This window comes from Metabacillus herbersteinensis, from assembly GCF_042433335.1.
GTDB lineage: Bacteria > Bacillota > Bacilli > Bacillales > Bacillaceae > Metabacillus > Metabacillus herbersteinensis.
The window spans coordinates 17,828-37,267 of record NZ_JBHLVO010000019.1; the positions used below are offsets into that span (position 1 = coordinate 17,828).

The window sequence follows — 19,440 nt, forward strand, 5'->3', positions numbered from 1 at the left end:
ATCATCCTTCCGCTTTTAGCTCTAATAATAAATCACGTAACTCAGCAGCACGTTCAAAATTCAATGCTCTAGCTGCTTCTTTCATTTCAATTTCCAATTCTCCAATCACTTTTTCACGCTCTTTTTTCGTTAACTTACTAAGCCTTGGAGCAACAGATACATCATAATCTTCTGGTGACTCAGCAGCAATTGTCGCCCGGATAACATCACGAATCTCTTTTTGGATGGTTTGTGGTGTAATGCCATGCTTTTTATTGTATTCCTCTTGTACTTCGCGACGACTCTTCGTTACATCAATTGCAATTCTCATTGAATTGGTTATTTTATCTGCATACATAATGACGTGGCCGTTTTCATTACGTGCAGCACGACCCATTGTTTGGATCAACGAACGCTCAGAACGCAAGAATCCTTCTTTATCGGCATCTAAAATCGCTACAAGTGACACCTCAGGAATATCCAACCCTTCTCTAAGCAGGTTGATTCCAATTAGAACATCGTACTTCCCCATTCGGAGCTCTCTTATGATTTCAATTCGTTCTAACGTTTTAATTTCAGAGTGAAGATAGTTCACTTTAATGCCTATTTCTTTTAAATAATTTGATAGATCTTCAGACATCTTTTTCGTAAGAGTTGTCACAAGCACCCGCTCGTTTTTCTCAGCACGGTCATGAATCTCTCCTATTAAATCATCAATTTGGCCCTCAATCGGTCGAATATCAATGGTTGGATCGAGAAGACCTGTTGGACGAATAATTTGTTGAATCATCTCTGGTGTATGTTCAAGTTCATATGGTCCCGGTGTTGCCGAAACGAATAGTGCGTTATTAACATGTTCCTCAAATTCATTAAAACGAAGTGGTCGATTGTCCATCGCTGAAGGCAGACGGAAACCATGGTCAACTAACACTTGTTTCCGTGCTTGGTCACCATTAAACATTCCCCTTATTTGAGGAAGTGTAACATGTGACTCATCAACAATAATCATAAAATCATCTGGAAAGAAATCGAGCAGCGTATAGGGAATTGCACCCGATGGTCTAAGTGTTAGATGTCTTGAGTAATTTTCAATGCCTGAGCAAAAGCCCATTTCACGCATCATCTCTAGGTCATAGCGTGTTCGTTGCTCTAAACGTTGTGCTTCAAGAAGTTTTCCGTTCTCCCGAAACTCCGTTAACCGTTCTTCTAGCTCTTTTTCTATATTTTCAATGGCTACTGTCAGCTTTTCCTCACGTGTAACGAAATGGGATGCTGGAAAAATAGCAACATGATCTCGTTCTCCAATAATTTCACCTGTTAAGGCATTCACTTCACGTATCCGGTCAATTTCATCTCCAAAAAACTCGATGCGCATACAATGCTCGTCTCGAGAAACAGGGAAGATTTCGACGACATCTCCTCGTACACGGAACGTTCCGCGTTTAAAGTCAATATCATTCCGTTCATATTGAATATCTACGAGACGTCTAAGCAATTGATTACGTTCAATTTCCATGTTTGACCGCAGTGAAACAACATGCTCTTTGTATTCTTCTGGATTACCTAGTCCATAGATGCACGATACACTTGCAATAACAATGACATCTTTCCGTTCAAATAAGGAAGAGGTTGCAGAGTGACGCAGTTTATCAATTTCATCGTTAACGCTAGAATCCTTTTCAATAAATGTATCGGTAGAAGGCACATAAGCTTCTGGTTGATAGTAGTCATAATAACTTACAAAGTATTCAACCGCATTGTTGGGAAAAAACTCTTTAAACTCACTATATAATTGACCAGCCAATGTCTTGTTATGAGCAATGACAAGGGTTGGTTTATTCACTTCTTTAATCACATTTGAAACAGTAAATGTTTTACCCGTTCCTGTTGCACCTAACAACGTTTGCTGTTTTTTCCCTTGATTGATCCCTTCAACAAGCGCTTTAATGGCACTAGGTTGGTCCCCTTGTGGCTGATACTTTGAGACTAGCTCAAACTTCTCTTTCACGAAAAAGCCTCCAATCAAAATAATTGTACTATTAGTTTACCACAAATATATGGAAAATCACCAAAAATACGAACTAAAGTTCGTATTAATTTTTTTCAAAAAAAAGGAAGCTAACTCTATTTAGCTTCCTTTTAACAAGTTGTTTCCCCATTTCCCATCACTTATAACTTTTCTTTTACTTTAGGAGGTCCCATCTTTCTTGCATACAAAAATCCGAGTGTTAGTGAAAGTAAGTCTAAGACAATTAATAATGCTGAATCTGTATACCCTTTATAATAAGAAGTTAAAAGAAGTGCTATTGTTAGTAGTGTACCCACATAATGGTTGTATGTAACACGAGTAAATAAAAGGACGAGTAGGAATGGCAGGATGAGAGCTAGTAGTAGTTTTACGATCATAGACGAAATATCTCCTCTTTATTGGTTAATCTTTGGTGCTGTTTTTTCTTTTTCTTATCTTAAATCGAGATCATAATGAAAATGCTGCTGATCTCTTTCATAACCCAAACTCTCATATAACTGCTGTGCCTTGAGATTATCGATGGCAGTTTCTAAGACTAGTCCTGCTGTATTCGTCTCAATCGCATAATCCTTAGCACGGTTCATAAGTGCTCTACCGACTCCAAGCTTTCTAAAAGAATCATTCACAAACAAGTCATTCAGAAGCCATTTGCGCTGAATCCCTACCGATGTGAAGATTGGGTAAAGCTGAACAAATCCCATTGGCTTTTCATCTTCTGATAATGCGAGAAAAATGACGGATTCACTTTTCGCAATTCTCTCTTCTAGAAAAATTTTTCCTGCCTCGATGTTAGAAGGCTGGCTGTAGAAAACTCTATACTGATCGAAAAGTATTGCTGTTTTGTCTAAATCTTGTAGACCAACTTGTTTAATGATCATCGTGTAATTTTCCCCCTTATAAAAAAACTACCTGCCAAAATGACAAGTAGCGTTCGTGGGTTATTTTACCAAATTATTGATAGGCTGTATAGCTTTGATAATCATTTTCTTCAAGTAAATCAACTAGCTCAATTTCTTTTTGATTTTCTTTAAAGTAGCGATACGTAAACTCATTTTCAAAAAGAACAGCGTAAGCATCAAAGCGATCTCTTACAAGCATGCTTCTTGAATCAAAGAAACGTTTTTCAAATTTCTCATTTTTAATCCAACGTGGAATACGCTCTCCAAGTGAAATAAATTCAAGCTCGACATTATACTCAGCTTTCATTCGGTATTCAAAAACCTCAAACTGCAGCTGACCGACAGCTCCTAAGATGATTGTATCTGTTAAGTCCTGTCTAAATAATTGAATAGCCCCTTCTTGAACAAGCTGCTCAATTCCCTTTTTAAACGACTTTGCTTTCATGACGTTTTTGACTTGAACCTTTCTAAATTGCTCAGGTGGGAACTGTGGTAATTCATCATATTGATAATTTTCTTTTCCTTCAATTAACGTGTCACCAATTTGATAGATGTTTGGATCGTATACCCCAATGATGTCTCCAGGATACGCTTCATCAACGGTTTCTCGGTCTTTTGCCATAAACGTTTGCGTTTGATTTAGCTTAATGACTTTTCCCGTTCTACTCAGATGAACGCTCATTCCACGTTCGAATTTACCAGAACACACTCTTAAAAAGGCAATCCGATCTCGGTGAGCCGGATTCATATTGGCTTGAATTTTGAAGATATAGCCTGAAAAAGCCTCTGATTCAGGCGCAATTAGGCCTTGATCTGTTTTTCTTGGTTGAGGTGGTACTGCAAATTGTAAAAACGTATCAAAAAATGTCTGAACACCGAAGTTAGAAAGCGCACTACCGAAGAATACAGGTGTAAGCTCTCCTTTTCGAACGCGTTCAGTTGAAAATTCATTTCCCGCTTCGTCAAGAAGCTCAAGCTCACCCTTCGTATCTAAATATACTGGGTGCGTGCTGATTTCATCCTGATCAATATCTTTTAAAGGGATGACCTCTTCTTCTTCATTTCCTTTAAAACGGACAACCGTCTCATTGTAACGGTCATAAATTCCGAGAAATCGTTTCCCCATGCCAATCGGCCAGTTTAATGGATACGATTCAATTCCAAGGACATCTTCAATTTCAGAAAGAAGCTCAAGTGGCTCTCGACCTTCACGATCAAGCTTATTGATAAATGTAAAAATCGGAATTCCTCTCAAACGACAAACCTTGAAAAGTTTAATGGTTTGAGGCTCAACACCTTTTGTTGAGTCAATAATCATCACGACACTATCGACTGCAGTAAGCGTACGATACGTATCTTCACTGAAATCCTCATGTCCAGGTGTATCTAGGATGTTAACGTGAAAATCATGATACGGGAAACTCATAACACTCGATGTAACGGAAATTCCACGTTTCTTTTCAATTTCCATCCAATCGGATGCCGCAAACTTTCCTGACTTTTTCCCTTTAACAGTACCCGTTGACCGAATAACTTCTCCAAAATAAAGAAGCTTCTCCGTTAACGTCGTTTTCCCAGCATCAGGATGGGATATAATTGCAAATGTTCGTCTCTTATTTATTTCATGCTCTAAGCTCATTGTTATAACCTCTCAAAATAGAATTCATCCTTGAAATATACCATAATCGGTTTAAAAGAACAATTTAGTCTTGGTAGTATATTAGGGATTGTGATGGATCGGAACTTGAGATAGGATATTGGAGAAAATTGTGCGATCAAACGCATTAGTAGAGCGGTTCACTCGAAGTTGGGCGCTTTATCTCAGAAGTTGGGCGGTCTGCTCTTATAGTTGGGCGGACTCACGCAAAAGTTGGGCGGAACTCTCAAAGCTCCTCCATTAAAAAACTCTAATCAAATCACAATAAAATTTACAAATTTTCCACCTCTATAAAACAACAGGATTTGTTATGATAGAAGGATGAAGTCTTTTGAGGGGAGAAATGCAGGAAATGAATGTTGCATGGCCATATATTGTCGTTTTTTTATTAGCAGCAACACCGATGTTTGAAATTATCGGGGTGATACCTTTAGCAATAATCGCAGGTCTTTCACCGATTCCGGTAGCACTGCTAGCGTTCCTAGGAAATTTACTAACCGTTTTACTAGTCATTTTCCTAGTAGATAAATTAAAGGCTTGGATGTTGACAAGAAAAGCAAAGAAAAATCCACAACCACAATTAGAGGGTTCGGAATTCGAGGACTCTGCTAGCGACCAGGTAAGTGTAGAAGAAGATACGAAACGCTCCAAAAGGGCCAAAAAGATTTGGGAAAAATACGGGTTACCAGGTCTTGCAATTCTCGGGCCACTTCTAATCGGCTCACACATCGCTGCATTTATGGCGATGAGCTTTGGCTCTAAAAGAAGCTGGGTTACAGGCTGGATGACTGCAAGCTTAATATTATGGTCTGTTGTAGCGGTGGTTGCTACATCTCTAGGCTTAGAATTAATTACGGATACGACAGGAACTGATTCGTTTTTGATTGATTTATTTAAATAACATTACCTGAACGCTTAAGGAAAAGCGTACAGGTAATGGATAAAATATAGACTCTTTTGTTTTCCTAATAAAATAGTCCTTACCTGCTATCGGTGGATACAAATGAATTGGCATTTATCCCCCCTGCACAAGGGCACTATCTGAGATTTGTTAGTAGCTTGATTCTACAGAATTATTAACTGTACTTAGGTTAGCGTATCCGTTCTGTATCTCATTATGTATGACCCCTTTTTTGTACTTTATTTATGGGACTATATTATGACACCGTTCGACACGCTGAAATAGTACACTATCAAAAAAGTGTCAATTCTTTTGAGTAATGACACTATATAGAATCAGAAAACACTTATCTAAAATTCGGCTCTATCCCTCAACTCTGAAATCTTTAAGGATCTCAATGCCTGTTGCACCAAAATTGAAAAGGAGAGCCATCATTCAAATGAGGGCTCTCCTTTTCTTTTATCACATATTTCGAATGATAACACCATAAAGTCAATTAGGATAAATCATTATTTTCAATGTGTTTGTTTTATCATGAATGGCTTTTTCAAAAGCTTCTGCTGTGTCGGCCAGTGTATATTGATTTGTAATGATTTTCTCTATGTCAATCTCTTTATTTGCTAGCATTTCAATAGCTTTAGGGTACGTATGATGGTAACGGAAGACACCCATTATATCTATTTCTTTGTCAACGATATTACTAATACTCATAGGTACCTCATCTTGCGGCGACATACCAACAATAGTTACTCTTCCACCCCGTCTAACAGATGCAATTGTTCCTTGAACAGCATTCTGATTACCAGCTGTTTCAATCGCAAGGTCTAACCCAAAACCATTCGTATATTCCCTTACTTTTTCTTCTAAGTTTTCTTTACGTAAATTTATCGTGTGGGTAGCCCCCATTTCTTTCGCAACATCTAAACGAGTTTGCTCTAAATCAACACCAATGATCATTTTTGCCCCAGCCATTTTTGCCGCTGCGACAGTTACTAGTCCAATTGGTCCCATTCCCATAATAACAACTGTTTCTCCTGATTGGAGTTTTCCTCGACTAACCGCATGCACACCTACTGAGAATGGCTCAATAAGTGCAGCTGTTTCATAGCTCATACTGTCTGGAATAGGGAAAACTAGATCAGCTCTCATGGCTATGTATTCACAAAATGCGCCATCATATGGTGGAGTAGCAAGGAATTCTACATGTGGACATAAATTATAACGTCCCTCCTGACAATGAAAACACTCCCCACAAGTTGCTCCTGGTTCAATTGATACACGTTGCCCAATTTTAAGATCTGTAACATTTTCTCCTACTTTTACAATATCTCCAGATACTTCGTGTCCTAATATAATTGGTTTCTCAACAATGAAATTACCAATTTTCCCATGTTCATAATAATGAACATCTGATCCACACAGCCCTACAGCCTGAACTCGAATTAAAACCTCATCAGCTTTTGGTGTTGGAATCTCCCTTTGTTGCAATTCAATATTTCTTATTTCTGTAAGTACAGCGGCTTTCATTGTACTTTTTAATCTTGTAGATTCATCTTGTTTTGTCGTTTCTTTTATCACGTAAACCGCACCCTCTCTCCTCAGTAAATAAACCTAAATGATTCTATTATTTTAAATATCCATCAACATTTTCTTTAGTTACAAGCTCAAAAGGAATTTCATATTGTTTCTCAATTGTTTCCCCTTTGGCTGCTTTTACTGCCATATCTATAACTGTTTTCCCTTGTTCAATTGCATTTTGATAGACTGTTGCAACCATTTCGCCTTTCTTTACTGCTTGAAGAGCATCGTTTACTCCATCAACACCTACTACAGGGACATCAGTCCTACCTTGAGCTCGTAGCGCATTAATTGCTCCGATAGCCATTTCATCATTTTGCGCAATAACTGCATCTATTTCATCACCGTGCGTTTGAATCCAGTTTTCCATAATCGTCATCGCTTCCGCTCTTGACCAGTTTGCTGTTTGTTCTGCAATTAATTTAATCTCTTTATTCTTTTCAAGAATATTGTCGATTCCTTCACGTCTTTTTGTTTGACCTGTTTGTCCAATTGGCCCTTCTAATAATATAATATTTCCTTTTCCACCTAATGCATCCACAATTTGCTGTGCTTCTGTTTCACCTGCTACCACATCCGGAGAACCAATATAAGAAGTTAATTTTTCAGATGTCAAGAATGCATTAACTCCTAATACCGGTATACCTGCATCAATAATTTCATCAACGGTTGGATTTAACGCTTCTTCATCAATTGGGTTAACAATAATTGCATCTACTTGCTGACTTTCTAAGTTTTTTAATTGAGAAATAGCTGTGCTAACATCATAATTCCCATCCATTACAACAAGTTCTACCCCTAATTCTTCCGCATGTGCTTTCATCGCCTCTGTTAAATTCGTTGCAAATTCTCCACGTAGTCCATAAACTTGAAATCCAATTTTAATAGAATCATTATCTTTCTTTTGTTCGCTATCTCCATTATCTGAACTTGCTTCAAGATTTGAACTGCATGCTGACACAATTGCGATTGCAATTAATAAAACGAGCATTAATAGTGAACCTTTAATTTTTTTCATTGTAAATTCCCCTTTGTCAATTAATTTTTATAAAAAAAGGTTATGCCTTCTCTTATGATATTTAACCTCTCTTACGATCTACTAAAACAGCTATGATAATAATTGATCCTTTAATTACTTGCTGCCAGTAAGAAGAAACAGCTAATAAGTCCAATCCATTATTTAAAACACCAATAATGAGAGCTCCTACTAACGTCCCCCATAAGCGCCCTCGTCCTCCTGCTAAGCTTGTTCCTCCAATAACTACTGCTGCAATCGCATCCAACTCATAAGACATTCCGGCCTGTGGTAATCCAGAAGAAACACGTGAGGTTAGCAAGATACCAGCAAGACCCGCGAGTAATCCGCTTATACAATATACAGACATTAACGTTCGATCAACATTAAGTCCAGACGTTTTTGCAGCGTTTTCATTTCCGCCAACCGCATAAATATGTCGACCGAATTTTGAACGATAGAGTAAAATACTGCAAATTGCAAAAACAATTACAACAATCCAAACCGAAATAGGTATACCTAAAAATCCCCCTGTTCCAATAATTAAAAACGCATCTGATAATCCAGAAATTGGCTGCCCGTTACTGTAGATATAGGTAAGTCCTCTAGCGATGGACATGACTCCTAGCGTGGCAATAAAAGGTGCTACCTTCCATTTCGAAACAACAAGACCATTAACTGCACCAAGAACTAGTCCAGTTCCCAAACCGGCAGCTATTCCAAGAAATATATTTGCATCGCTACCCGTAACTAAAGATGCTGTAACAATTCCAGAAAAGGCTAAGATTGAGCCGACAGATAGATCAATTCCTTTAGTTAAAACAACGAAGGTCATTCCAATAGCTAGAACAGCGTTAATCGATACCTGCTTAAAGAGATTCAACATATTAGATGTCGTTAAAAAGTTAGGACTTAAAATTGTTATAATAATTACCAAGATGCCTAAAGCAAGTAAGATACCGTATTCTGATAGTAGATGGCCAAACTTTGGATTTCCTTTTTTTATTAATTGTGTGTTTTCTGTAGACACATGGCTATTCATATTAAACCTCCATCTTATTGGCTGTAGCCAATCTTAATATTTTTTCTTGCGTAGCTTCTTTTGGATTCAGTACACCTGTTACTTTCCCTTCACTTAGAACAATGATTCTATCACTCATTCCTAATACTTCAGGCATTTCCGATGAAATCATAATAATGGAGTATCCCTCCTTCGTAAGATCATCCATTAACTTATAAATCTCTGTCTTGGCTCCGATATCAATACCCCTTGTTGGTTCATCTAAAATTAATACCTGTGGATCCGTTAACAGCCATTTAGCAAGAACAATCTTCTGCTGGTTTCCTCCACTTAAAGTTTCGACAAGTTGGTTTCTGCTATGTGTCTTAATTTTGAGTTTCTTAATCAAATCGTCGACTACTTGGACTTCTAAATTCACTTTCATCATTGGTCCTGATGTGACTTTCTTTAGTGATGAGATGGTAATATTTTGTTTAACAGACATGGGCAGTACTAATCCTTCTTCTTTCCTGTCTTCTGTTACAAAGGCAATTCCATGTTTTATCGCATCTTTAGGTTCTTTAATTTTTATTTCTTCATTATTAAGTTTGATGGTTCCACTTTCGATAGGAATCATGCCAAATATTGCTTTGGCAATTTCTGTTCGACCCGCTCCCATTAAACCAGTCAACCCTAAAATTTCTCCTTTTTTCAGTTGAAAACTAACATTTTCAAAGTGCCCCTTAGCGGAAATTCCTTCTACACTAAGAGCTACTTGATCTGTAATTGTCTGCCTTCTCTCAGGAAAAACATCTGTTAGTTCTCTTCCAACCATCCGCTTAATTAATGTTTCATTATTAAGTTCTTTTGCTATATTGGTAGAGATATATTCCCCATCTCGAAAAACAGTAATATCATCAGAAATTTGAAAAATTTCATCCATTTTATGCGAAATATAAATAATTCCTTTACCTTCTTTTTTCAAACGTCTAATAATGCTAAAAAGTTGTTCAACTTCTTTATCCGCTAATGAAGAAGTAGGTTCATCCATAATGATTACTTTGGAATTATAGGAAATCGCTTTCACAATTTCGACCATTTGAATCTCAGAAACACTTAATTCTTTCATTTTCTTTTTAGGATTGATAGATAAATTAAGGCTTTCAAACATCTCTTTCGTATCTTTATACATTTTCGAATAGTTTACTAGATGAAGCTTAGGATATACAGGTTCTCTTCCTAAAAATATATTTTCAGCTACTGTCATTTCAAAAATTGGACTTAGCTCCTGATGAATCATGGCAATCCCATTGTCTAAAGCAGCTTTTGGGTTATCCAGAAAAATTTCTTTCCCTTCCAACAATACTTTCCCTTCAGTTGGTTTATAGATCCCGGATAAAATCTTCATTGCTGTAGATTTCCCTGCTCCATTTTCCCCCATTAGTGCATGAACGGTTCCTTTACGAATTTTTAGATTTACGTTACTGAGTGCCTTGATCCCATTGAAATATTTTGAAATCCCTTTCATTTCAACTAACACTTGTTGATCATTCATTTTCAGAACCTCCTTAAACGTTTAAGTTAAGAAAAATTTACGGAACACTATTTTTCTGTTCCGCATGATTCGCGAATAATTAACTGTAGAGGCAATGAAGTTTTGATAGTCTCATTGCTTGATTTGTACTTGTGTAAAGCATGTATTGCCTGTTTCCCCATTTCAAAAGCGGGCTGAGAGACAATCGTAAATTTTGGTGTACTAATTTCTTGCCAAGGATGGTCGTCAAAACCAATAAAACTCATATCCTTTGGTATGTTAAGCTTTAGCTCATTTAAAGCTTTTAGAGCACCAATCATTAACAAGTGATTGGTGGCAAATATAGCTGTCGGTGGAGAAGTCAACTTCATCATATTCATAACAGCCTGATAGCCGCCATCGATTTGTGCCTTCGTCCCTGTATAGTTCCCGCCAAATTGAATTAAATCTTCATCTATTTGTATGTTTTGACTATTTAAAGCTTCTACATACCCATGTCTCCTTTGTACCGTAGTACTAATTCCTGGTGAAGCTAAGATAAGCCCAATTCTTTTATGACCATTTCTCAACAATGTCTTGGTTGCTTTGTAACATCCGTCAACATTATCAGCTTTTATTACGGGTAACGTAACATTCTCTACTTCACGGTCAATTAAAACGATAGGTGTTTTTTTGGAAATTTTCGGATAACTAAGAGTATCCGATACGGGTGCAAGAATTATACCGCTTACTTGTTGAGCTAATAATAAGTCTATTAACTGATTTTGCCTTTTTTCACTTTCTTCAGAGGTCGCTACTACAACCTGCCAATCATAATATTCACATTCATGCTGAATCCCGTCTAAAATTTCTGTAAAGAAAGGGTTATTGTCGGGTACTATTAACCCAATTAGCTTACTTTCGCCTCTTTTTAAACTTCTAGCTGATTCATTTCTTGAATACCCAATTTGTTTGATAACTTGATTAACCCTTTTAACTGTTTCTTCACTTGCTTCAGCTTTATTATTTAAAACATTAGAGACCGTTGCAATTGAAACATTAGCCTCTTTTGCTACGTCATATAACGTTGGCCGCTTTTTTTGTATCATTTTCTATCTCCCTTTACTATCAGGTTACATTATTTTGAGATAGCCTTTCATATAAATCCTGATACTTTTTAAAGATATTTTTATATAAAAAGTAATGCTCTGTGTTAGGATTTATGATGACTTCTTCTACTCCATTTGTTACTTCATCAGGTGCTTTCCAGTGACGAATGCCCATACCAGCTAAAATCGCTGCTCCGATGGCAGGTCCTTCAAATTGAGTAGATTTTTTCAGCATAACCCCTAGTACATCTGATAATATATGACTCCAATATTCACTTTTTATCGCACCTCCCGTAATCACAAATGATTCAGGATGAGCGATATTTTTTATTAGATCATGACAGTCTTTTAAGCTATATGAAACCCCTTCCAAAATAGCACGTACAAAATGACCTTTACGATGGGTCAAATTCATTCCGTTAAAACTGCCTCTTGCCGTCGAATCATTATGTGGTGTACGTTCTCCAGATAAGTAAGGTGTGAAGATTAGTCCATTTGAACCCACTTCCACATCTTTAGCATTTAAAATTAAGTTTTCGTAGGATTCCTCTAATTCAAAAGCTTCCCGGAACCACTTTAACGACTCTCCAGCGGTTAACGTAACCCCCATTGCATACCATGTATTCGGTAAAGCATGACAGAATATATGTAAGGAAGAATTTGTTTTTGTCAATAATTCTTTAGCAGGCCTGTTATTGATTGGCACCAATACCACTCCTGAAGTACCAACACTAATTAGCCCTTTATTTTCATTAAAAACGCCGTTTCCAATCGCTGCCGCGGCATTATCTGCAGCCCCAGCTACGACAGGAATCCCCTCCTTTAACCCTAATGTATCTGCAACAGAGCTTTCTAGTTTTCCAATAACCTCTATGCTCTCATAGACTGGTGGAAACCATTCAGGTTCAAGCCCAAGTCCATCGATGAGATTCTTATTCCACTTTCGATTATAAACATCAAAGATTCCTGTACCACTTGCATCTGTAACATCGGTTGCAATAACACCTGTTAATTTATAATTAATAAAATCTTTAGGCATAAAAATCGTAGTAATTTTTTTGTAATTTTCTGGTTCATTTTTTTTCAACCAGATAATTTTAGGAATTGTAAAACCCGGAAAAAGTGTATTCATAGTAAAAGAACGAAATCTCTCTTCACCAATTTGATTTAAAACTTCCTTACATTCTAATTCAGTTCTTTGATCATTCCATAGGATAGCTTTTCGTATAATCTGGCCATTCAAATCTAGTAAAACACTACTATGCATTTGACCAGTGACTCCAATTGCTTCTATATTAGACGAATCATTATTTATAAATAGTGTTTTTAGAGCCTTTGTTGTCGCAATCCACCATTCTTCGGGATCATGCTCAGTCCAACCTTCCTTCGGAACATCGAATGAATAAGAAACTTCAGCTGACCCTATCATTTTTCCTTCTTTATTGAGTAATATGACTTTTGTGCCACCTGATCCTATATCAATACCTAGAAACACACTTATCCCTCCTCGCCAACTTAAACGTTTAAGTTAAGGTATCTTTATTTAATTATAATTTCTGAATATTGTCAATAGAATTTCAAAAAAAGTTTACTTAGTATTTGATTACATAATGTAAAAATACTACTTTTCCCCGTGGAGTTCTTTTGAAAGAGTTATTTTTATAACATTCTAGTAAAGATCGTTCTTCTTTTCAACCTGTCCTACATCCAGTATTCCTCTAGCTCCTTTTCCCCTCTAGCTTCTTGTTTCTAAAAGAAAGGATCAAAACTTTAGGTTATGATCCTTTTTTTTAGAAAAGTACGATAAGGAGGTAGCGTCATGAAATTAACACTTACAATTTTAAGAATATACAAATATAAAAAGTCTAATTTCCAATGATGTAGACGAGAAATTAGACTTCAATTACTTCACAAACGCACCCATTGTGACAATAACGTTTCCACTATGTACGCTAGCCATGTAGACTTAAAATTCTCCAATTTATCCTACATTCTCGGATATTATACTTACAATTTCTGATACTGGTAATGTTCCAACATCAATGATGTCAGAATTCGGTTTAATAGTTTTTAGCATCTCAAGATACCCTCGTCTTCCTTGAAATATGTAATTCTTCATATCATACAAGATATTTTCAACAGAGCTATTCTTAAAATCTCTAGTTACTCGACGTGCCAATACAATGTCCATTGGGGTATCAATAAATACAGCAAAGTTAATGAATTTACTAAATTTAGAATGCTTATAAGCAAACAGAAAGTCCAGCACAATGTAGTTGAGATGTTCAGTAAGTAACACTTCTAAATCTCTATAGCGTGAGGAACTAAGTTCCACTCGTTATAATTAGCTCCATTGTCTACCCAATCCTTTGAGGTGTATTTTCTCCAACTGCTTTTCGGTGTTCAGATCGTTCACCTGAGACTGCTGCACCATTAAAAAAAGACTTCCGACTTGCGCCATCTCTACTTGACTGAAACTCTTCTTGACGTTTTTTGTTTTGATTGTTTTTGTACGCTTTACCGACCATTCTTTTAGCACCTATGAAAACTTTTTCTCCAGCGTTATCGCTTAAGGAAAAGCGTTCTTTTTTTTGTGCGGTTACACCTTCTAAGGAAAGCTCACTTATTACGCTGACAAACCTCTTTGGATAATAATACAAATTATTCAAATTAAACATTGATAAAGATTATCAACTGCAGTATTATGTAAATAGATGATAATGAATCTCATTATTAATTAAATAACTACGACACCGAGGAAACGCTATGAAAAAAAGATACCTGTTTATCGCGCTCGTCATTTTATCACTTAGCTCGGTGTTTATTGGTGTAAAGGACATCACTCCTTTTGACATCTTTTCGTTAAGTTCCGAGCAGCTTCACATTCTTATGGTAAGTAGACTTCCCCGTTTAGTGAGTATTATTGTTGCAGGTGTAAGCATGAGTATTTGTGGCTTGATCATGCAGCAATTAACTAGAAACAAGTTCGTCTCGCCCACGACCGCTGGGACAATGGACTCTGCGAGACTAGGAATCTTAGTATCTTTGATGATTTTCACCTCTGCTAGTCCTTTGGAGAAAATGCTCATTTCTTTTCTTTTCGCTTTACTTGGAACCTTTATCTTTATGAAAATTCTCGAACGAATTAAATTTAAAGATTCCATCTTTATTCCACTAGTTGGATTAATGTTTGGAAACATCATTGGATCGATTACAACCTTTTTCGCTTATAAAAATGACCTAATTCAAAATTTGTCCTCTTGGTTACAAGGAGATTTTTCAATGATTATAAAAGGTCAGTACGAACTCATTTACATAAGTATTCCAGTTGTTTTAATTGCCTATCTGTTTGCAAATAAGTTTACTGTAGCAGGAATGGGTGAGGAGTTTTCAACCAATTTGGGTTTGAACTATAAGCAGGTTGTGAATATAGGGTTAGTCATTGTCGCTCTGGTCACCTCTGTTGTGATCCTTACTGTCGGCATGATTCCGTTTCTAGGACTTATTATTCCAAACATCGTCAGTATTTACCATGGAGACAATCTAAAGAAAAGTCTCCCACATACAGCTTTATTAGGAGCCGTATTCGTTCTATTCTGTGACATCCTTGGCCGCGTCATTATTTACCCATATGAAATTTCAATCGGTCTAATGGTTGGTGTTATAGGAAGTGGGATTTTTATCTACTTACTTATTAGGAGAAAGGCTCATGAATAGTAAAGCAAAGATTGGAATTCTCACTATCGTTTCACTCATACTCGTTGCAATCTTTTTATTTTACGATGTCGGGAAAAATTGGGATTATGTGCTACCTAGACGGAGCCTAAAGGTACTCGCGATCGTGGTAACAGGTGCATGTATCGCTTTTTCAACGATGATCTTTCAGACAATCACGAACAACCGCATCCTAACACCCAGCATTTTAGGATTAGATTCGCTGTACATGTTAATTCAGACTGTGATTATTTTTTTCTTAGGATCTACTAATCAAACGATGCTAGATAAAAATGTGAACTTTGCATTGTCTGTTGGATTGATGGTTTTATTTTCTGGTGTGCTCTACCAGCTTCTCTTCAAAAAAGAAGGCCAAAATATTTACTTCCTTCTATTAATAGGAATCATCATGGGAACGCTATTTGGAAGTTTATCGTCTTTTATGCAAGTATTGATTGATCCAAATGAGTTTCAAATTTTACAAGATCGCATGTTTGCTAGCTTTAATAATGTCAACACAGATCTTCTTATGATCGCAATAATAGCTGTTGTGTTACTTACGATTTACTTCCTACGATTCATTAAGTATTTAGATGCTCTCTCACTTGGAAGAGATCAAGCGATTAATTTAGGGATTGATTATGACTATGTTGTCAAACGATTATTAATTATTATCGCAATCTTAGTATCAATCGCTACAGCTCTAGTTGGACCGATTACGTTCTTAGGATTACTTGTCGCAAATGTCGCACACGAATTTTTAAAAACCCATCAACACAAATACTTACTTACAGGTTCAATCCTGATCAGCATTATCGCATTAGTAGGCGGACAGTTTATCGTCGAAAGACTCTTCACCTTCTCCACCACAGTTAGTGTCATTATCAATTTCATCGGTGGCATTTACTTTATCTATCTTCTTTTAAGGGAGAATAAATCATGGTAGAAGTTCGAAATGTTTCAAAAAAATATGGACAAAAAAACGTGGTTGACTCCGTTTCTCTAACGATTAAGAAAGGGACAATTACGTCATTTATCGGAGCAAATGGAGCAGGTAAAAGCACGCTTCTTTCAATGATTAGTCGTCTTATTACAAAAGATAGTGGCGAAATATTAATCGATGGCAAAGAGGTTAGCAAGACAAAAAGTAATGATCTCGCTAAAAAAATCTCTATTTTAAAGCAATCAAATTCAGTCAATATTCGGCTTACAGTTAAGGATTTAGTTAGCTTCGGACGCTTTCCCTATTCTCAAGGAAAACTCACCAATGAGGATTGGAAATATGTGAACGAAGCAATAAAGTATATGGAATTAGAGGAAATGGAGGACAAATACCTTGACCAACTAAGTGGTGGACAAAATCAACGGGCTTACATCGCCATGGTTATTGCTCAAAACACAGATTATATTCTTTTAGATGAACCACTTAACAACCTAGATATGAAGCATTCCGTTCAAATCATGAAGGTATTAAGAAGAATGGTCGATGAGCTTGGAAAAACAGTGATTATCGTCATCCATGATATCAATTTTGCATCCTGCTACTCCGATTATATCGTGGCTCTGAAGGATGGACGAATCGTGAAAGAAGGTGAAACCCATGAAATCATTGATTCCTCCGTTCTAAAGGAAATCTATGATATGGACATTATGATTGAAAACATTAATGGAAACAAAATTGGGATATATTTTTGTTAAAAAAACATATGAGGTGATTAGATTGAAGAAAACATTATCTTTACTACTATTAACCGTATTACTAGCCGTTTTTGCAGTAGCTTGTGGCTCAGATAATTCAACAGAAAGTGGCACTGAAAAAGCTACAACTGAAACTGCAGCAGCAGAAACAACTGCAGATCCTGAAGAAATCACAGTTACGCATGACTTAGGAGAAACGACTGTTACGAAAAATCCTGAAACAGTTGTCGTCTTTGACTTCGGTACACTCGACACTTTAGATAAATTAGGTGTAGAAGTAGCGGGTGTCCCACAAGCAAATATTCCTTCCTATCTATCAAAATATGAAGAGTCAAAGTATGAAAATGCTGGTGGATTAAAAGAGCCTGACTTTGAAAAGATCAATGAAATGGAACCAGATTTAATCATTATTTCAGGTAGACAGGCTGACGCCTATGAAGAGTTATCAAAAATCGGACCAACGATCTTCTTAGGAGTAGATACGGCCAATTACATGGACTCCTTCAAGAAAAACGCGAACACTTTAGGTGAAATCTTTGGTAAAGAAGCTGAAGTGGAAGAGGAACTTGTTAAAGTAGAAGAATCAATAAAAGCTTTAAACGAAACAGCTACTGCTTCAGGTAAAAATGCACTGATCATTTTAGCAAACGAAGGCAAAATGAGTGCATATGGTGCAGGATCTAGATTCGGAATCCTTCACGACGAATTCGGCTTTACTCCTGTTGATGAAAAGATTGAAGCATCCACACACGGACAAAGCATTTCATTTGAATACATCGTTGAAAAAGATCCAGACTACCTATTTGTTGTGGATCGCGGCGCTGTCGTTGAAGGCGGAGATTCCTCTGCAAAGCAAGTGGTTGAAAATGAATTAGTGAAACAAACAAAAGCATTTAAAGACGACAATATCATCTATCTTGACGCAAACTACTGGTATTTATCAGGTGGTGGAGTTGTTTCAGTTTCTGAAATGGTGAAGGAAGTTGAAGGAAGTTTGGAATAGTAAAAATAAACACCCTGTCTTCGTGTTCTAGGAAGACGGGGTGTTTTGTTTTTAATGTTGAACTATGAACTAAATGTATATTTCGTTTTCGAGGTGTAGGTTTTATTCTTTTCAAGAGTGAACGATGGGAATTGGGATAGATGTTTTTTAGTTGAATAGACCGAAGCAAATGGTCAATGATTAGCCATCTTCACATTACCAAATACATCTTCCTGTATGATACACTATTTGTATTGTGTTTCCATGTATATGTGTGGTTTTAATAAGGGGAGAGAGTGGGATTGTATAGATGTTTGCTCAACAAAGGCAACAACAAATCATTGAACTATTAAAGAAAGAAAATTCGGTAAAGGCTTCAAAGCTAGTCGATTTATTTAAAGTATCTTTAGAGACTATTAGAAGAGATTTAGAGTCCCTTGAAGGCCAGGGGCTTTTAAAGAGAGTACACGGTGGAGCAGTTTTTAATAAGAGCAATGAAACAGAACAAACCTTTCTAAGTCGTGAATTATTAAATAAGGCAGAAAAACAGGAAATTGCAACTATTGCCTCAAGCTACATAAAAGAGGGACAATCCATTGCTTTAGATGTGAGTACAACAAATACAGAGTTAGCAAAGGTCATTAAGCAGAAGTTCGAGAGATTAACCATACTGACTAATTCCCTTCCAATCGCGCTTGAGTTAGCGGAAAAGCCTCATTTCACCATTATCCTTGTTGGCGGTATGTTAAGAAATCAGGAGCTATGCGTAGTAGGTGAGCTTGCTGAAAGTTTCGTTTCACAATTTCACATCGATACACTGTTTTTAAGTATGAGTGGGATCTCACTTACAGCTGGTTTAACAGATTATGGCGTTGGAGAAGTACAGTTGAAGAAAAAACTCTTATTAATGGCTAGCAAATGCTATGTAGTGGCAGACAGCAGCAAATTTGATGGAAAGTCGTTGTTAAAGGTTTGTGATTTTGTGGATGTGAAAGGGATCATTACAGACTCACGACTCGATTTAACTGTAAAAAAGAAATATAATACAAATGGTATTAGTATTATAGACGAATAATCAAATGGGGTCACACACCATAATCGGGTTGTGGCTTTTTTTGTGCGTAAATGTTCATTTTGTTGTATTTAGTTGAATTTATAGTTTTTTTCAGAATTAATTTACACAAAATCCACAAAGTCTTGGTAAAATGGAATTATAATCTAATTAAGTCATATCAGTAGAATAAATATTCGAGAAAAAAGTGAAAAGCCACGTTTTTAAATCCCGTAGCTCTCTACGTTCGAACTGGCTCAGAACCTGATAAGTTCATCTAACCATCAAAAAACCACTGATGGAAGTTTCACAAGC

At 36.7% G+C, this 19,440-nt stretch carries 18 protein-coding genes; 6 read left to right on the top strand and 12 right to left on the bottom strand.

Translation table 11 applies throughout. The annotated features are described in order from the left end of the window. Position 1: 1 nt before the first annotated feature. From uvrB to ACFFIX_RS18205, 4 genes are all read right to left on the bottom strand, one after another. Entirely contained in the window at positions 2-1,987 is a 1,986-nt protein-coding gene (gene uvrB, locus ACFFIX_RS18190; RefSeq protein ID WP_378936503.1) for an excinuclease ABC subunit UvrB, read from the bottom strand. Positions 1,988-2,148: 161 nt separating this feature from the next. Continuing rightward, on the bottom strand, positions 2,149-2,385 hold the full coding sequence (locus ACFFIX_RS18195) for a DUF2198 family protein (RefSeq protein WP_378936505.1): 237 nt from the start codon (positions 2,383-2,385) through the stop codon (positions 2,149-2,151). A gap of 54 nt (positions 2,386-2,439) precedes the next feature. Beyond that, positions 2,440-2,886, bottom strand: a complete 447-nt coding sequence (locus ACFFIX_RS18200; RefSeq protein WP_378936507.1) for a GNAT family N-acetyltransferase — start codon at positions 2,884-2,886, stop codon at positions 2,440-2,442. A 73-nt stretch (positions 2,887-2,959) separates the two neighbouring features. Continuing rightward, the gene (locus ACFFIX_RS18205; protein WP_378936509.1) at positions 2,960-4,546 is read right to left on the bottom strand and encodes a peptide chain release factor 3; all 1,587 of its coding nucleotides are present in this window, start codon (positions 4,544-4,546) and stop codon (positions 2,960-2,962) included. A gap of 370 nt (positions 4,547-4,916) precedes the next feature. Here ACFFIX_RS18205 and ACFFIX_RS18210 point away from each other — a divergent pair, with 370 nt between their 5' ends. Next, positions 4,917-5,465 (top strand): small multi-drug export protein, encoded by a 549-nt coding sequence (locus ACFFIX_RS18210; protein ID WP_378936605.1) that lies wholly within the window; start codon positions 4,917-4,919, stop codon positions 5,463-5,465. A gap of 492 nt (positions 5,466-5,957) precedes the next feature. Here the strand turns inward: ACFFIX_RS18210 and ACFFIX_RS18215 are convergent, their stop codons facing one another. From ACFFIX_RS18215 to ACFFIX_RS18250, 8 genes are all read right to left on the bottom strand, one after another. Beyond that, positions 5,958-7,043 carry an NAD(P)-dependent alcohol dehydrogenase gene (locus ACFFIX_RS18215; RefSeq protein WP_378936511.1) on the bottom strand — a complete coding sequence of 362 codons (1,086 nt, stop codon included), beginning with the start codon at positions 7,041-7,043 and terminating at the stop codon, positions 5,958-5,960. Between the two features lie 46 nt (positions 7,044-7,089). Continuing rightward, positions 7,090-8,061 carry a substrate-binding domain-containing protein gene (locus ACFFIX_RS18220; RefSeq protein WP_378936513.1) on the bottom strand — a complete coding sequence of 324 codons (972 nt, stop codon included), beginning with the start codon at positions 8,059-8,061 and terminating at the stop codon, positions 7,090-7,092. 61 nt (positions 8,062-8,122) lie between these two features. Next, positions 8,123-9,100, bottom strand: coding sequence for an ABC transporter permease (locus ACFFIX_RS18225; RefSeq protein WP_378936515.1), 978 nt, complete (start codon positions 9,098-9,100; stop codon positions 8,123-8,125). Between the two features lies 1 nt (position 9,101). Continuing rightward, positions 9,102-10,613 (bottom strand): sugar ABC transporter ATP-binding protein, encoded by a 1,512-nt coding sequence (locus ACFFIX_RS18230; RefSeq protein ID WP_378936517.1) that lies wholly within the window; start codon positions 10,611-10,613, stop codon positions 9,102-9,104. A gap of 47 nt (positions 10,614-10,660) precedes the next feature. Continuing rightward, on the bottom strand, positions 10,661-11,680 hold the full coding sequence (locus tag ACFFIX_RS18235) for a LacI family DNA-binding transcriptional regulator (RefSeq protein WP_378936519.1): 1,020 nt from the start codon (positions 11,678-11,680) through the stop codon (positions 10,661-10,663). Positions 11,681-11,699: 19 nt separating this feature from the next. Then, complete coding sequence (xylB, locus tag ACFFIX_RS18240; RefSeq protein ID WP_378936521.1) at positions 11,700-13,175, bottom strand: xylulokinase; 1,476 nt, start codon at positions 13,173-13,175, stop codon at positions 11,700-11,702. A gap of 486 nt (positions 13,176-13,661) precedes the next feature. Then, positions 13,662-14,015, bottom strand: a complete 354-nt coding sequence (locus tag ACFFIX_RS18245; RefSeq protein ID WP_378936523.1) for a nucleoside/nucleotide kinase family protein — start codon at positions 14,013-14,015, stop codon at positions 13,662-13,664. 22 nt (positions 14,016-14,037) lie between these two features. After that, positions 14,038-14,349 (bottom strand): hypothetical protein, encoded by a 312-nt coding sequence (locus tag ACFFIX_RS18250; RefSeq protein ID WP_378936524.1) that lies wholly within the window; start codon positions 14,347-14,349, stop codon positions 14,038-14,040. A gap of 97 nt (positions 14,350-14,446) precedes the next feature. Here ACFFIX_RS18250 and ACFFIX_RS18255 point away from each other — a divergent pair, with 97 nt between their 5' ends. The 5 genes from ACFFIX_RS18255 (at position 14,447) to ACFFIX_RS18275 (ending at position 19,149) form a co-directional block, all read left to right on the top strand. Next, positions 14,447-15,397, top strand: coding sequence for an ABC transporter permease (locus tag ACFFIX_RS18255; RefSeq protein WP_378936526.1), 951 nt, complete (start codon positions 14,447-14,449; stop codon positions 15,395-15,397). Then, positions 15,390-16,340: an iron chelate uptake ABC transporter family permease subunit gene (locus ACFFIX_RS18260; RefSeq protein WP_378936528.1), complete on the top strand. Its 951-nt coding sequence runs from the start codon at positions 15,390-15,392 to the stop codon at positions 16,338-16,340. Before ACFFIX_RS18255 ends, ACFFIX_RS18260 begins: the two co-directional genes overlap by 8 nt. Next, positions 16,334-17,092, top strand: a complete 759-nt coding sequence (locus ACFFIX_RS18265; RefSeq protein WP_378936530.1) for an iron ABC transporter ATP-binding protein — start codon at positions 16,334-16,336, stop codon at positions 17,090-17,092. Before ACFFIX_RS18260 ends, ACFFIX_RS18265 begins: the two co-directional genes overlap by 7 nt. 22 nt (positions 17,093-17,114) lie before the next feature. Further along, complete coding sequence (locus tag ACFFIX_RS18270) at positions 17,115-18,095, top strand: siderophore ABC transporter substrate-binding protein (protein WP_378936532.1); 981 nt, start codon at positions 17,115-17,117, stop codon at positions 18,093-18,095. A gap of 289 nt (positions 18,096-18,384) precedes the next feature. Beyond that, complete coding sequence (locus ACFFIX_RS18275; RefSeq protein WP_378936534.1) at positions 18,385-19,149, top strand: DeoR/GlpR family DNA-binding transcription regulator; 765 nt, start codon at positions 18,385-18,387, stop codon at positions 19,147-19,149. Positions 19,150-19,440 lie beyond the last annotated feature (291 nt).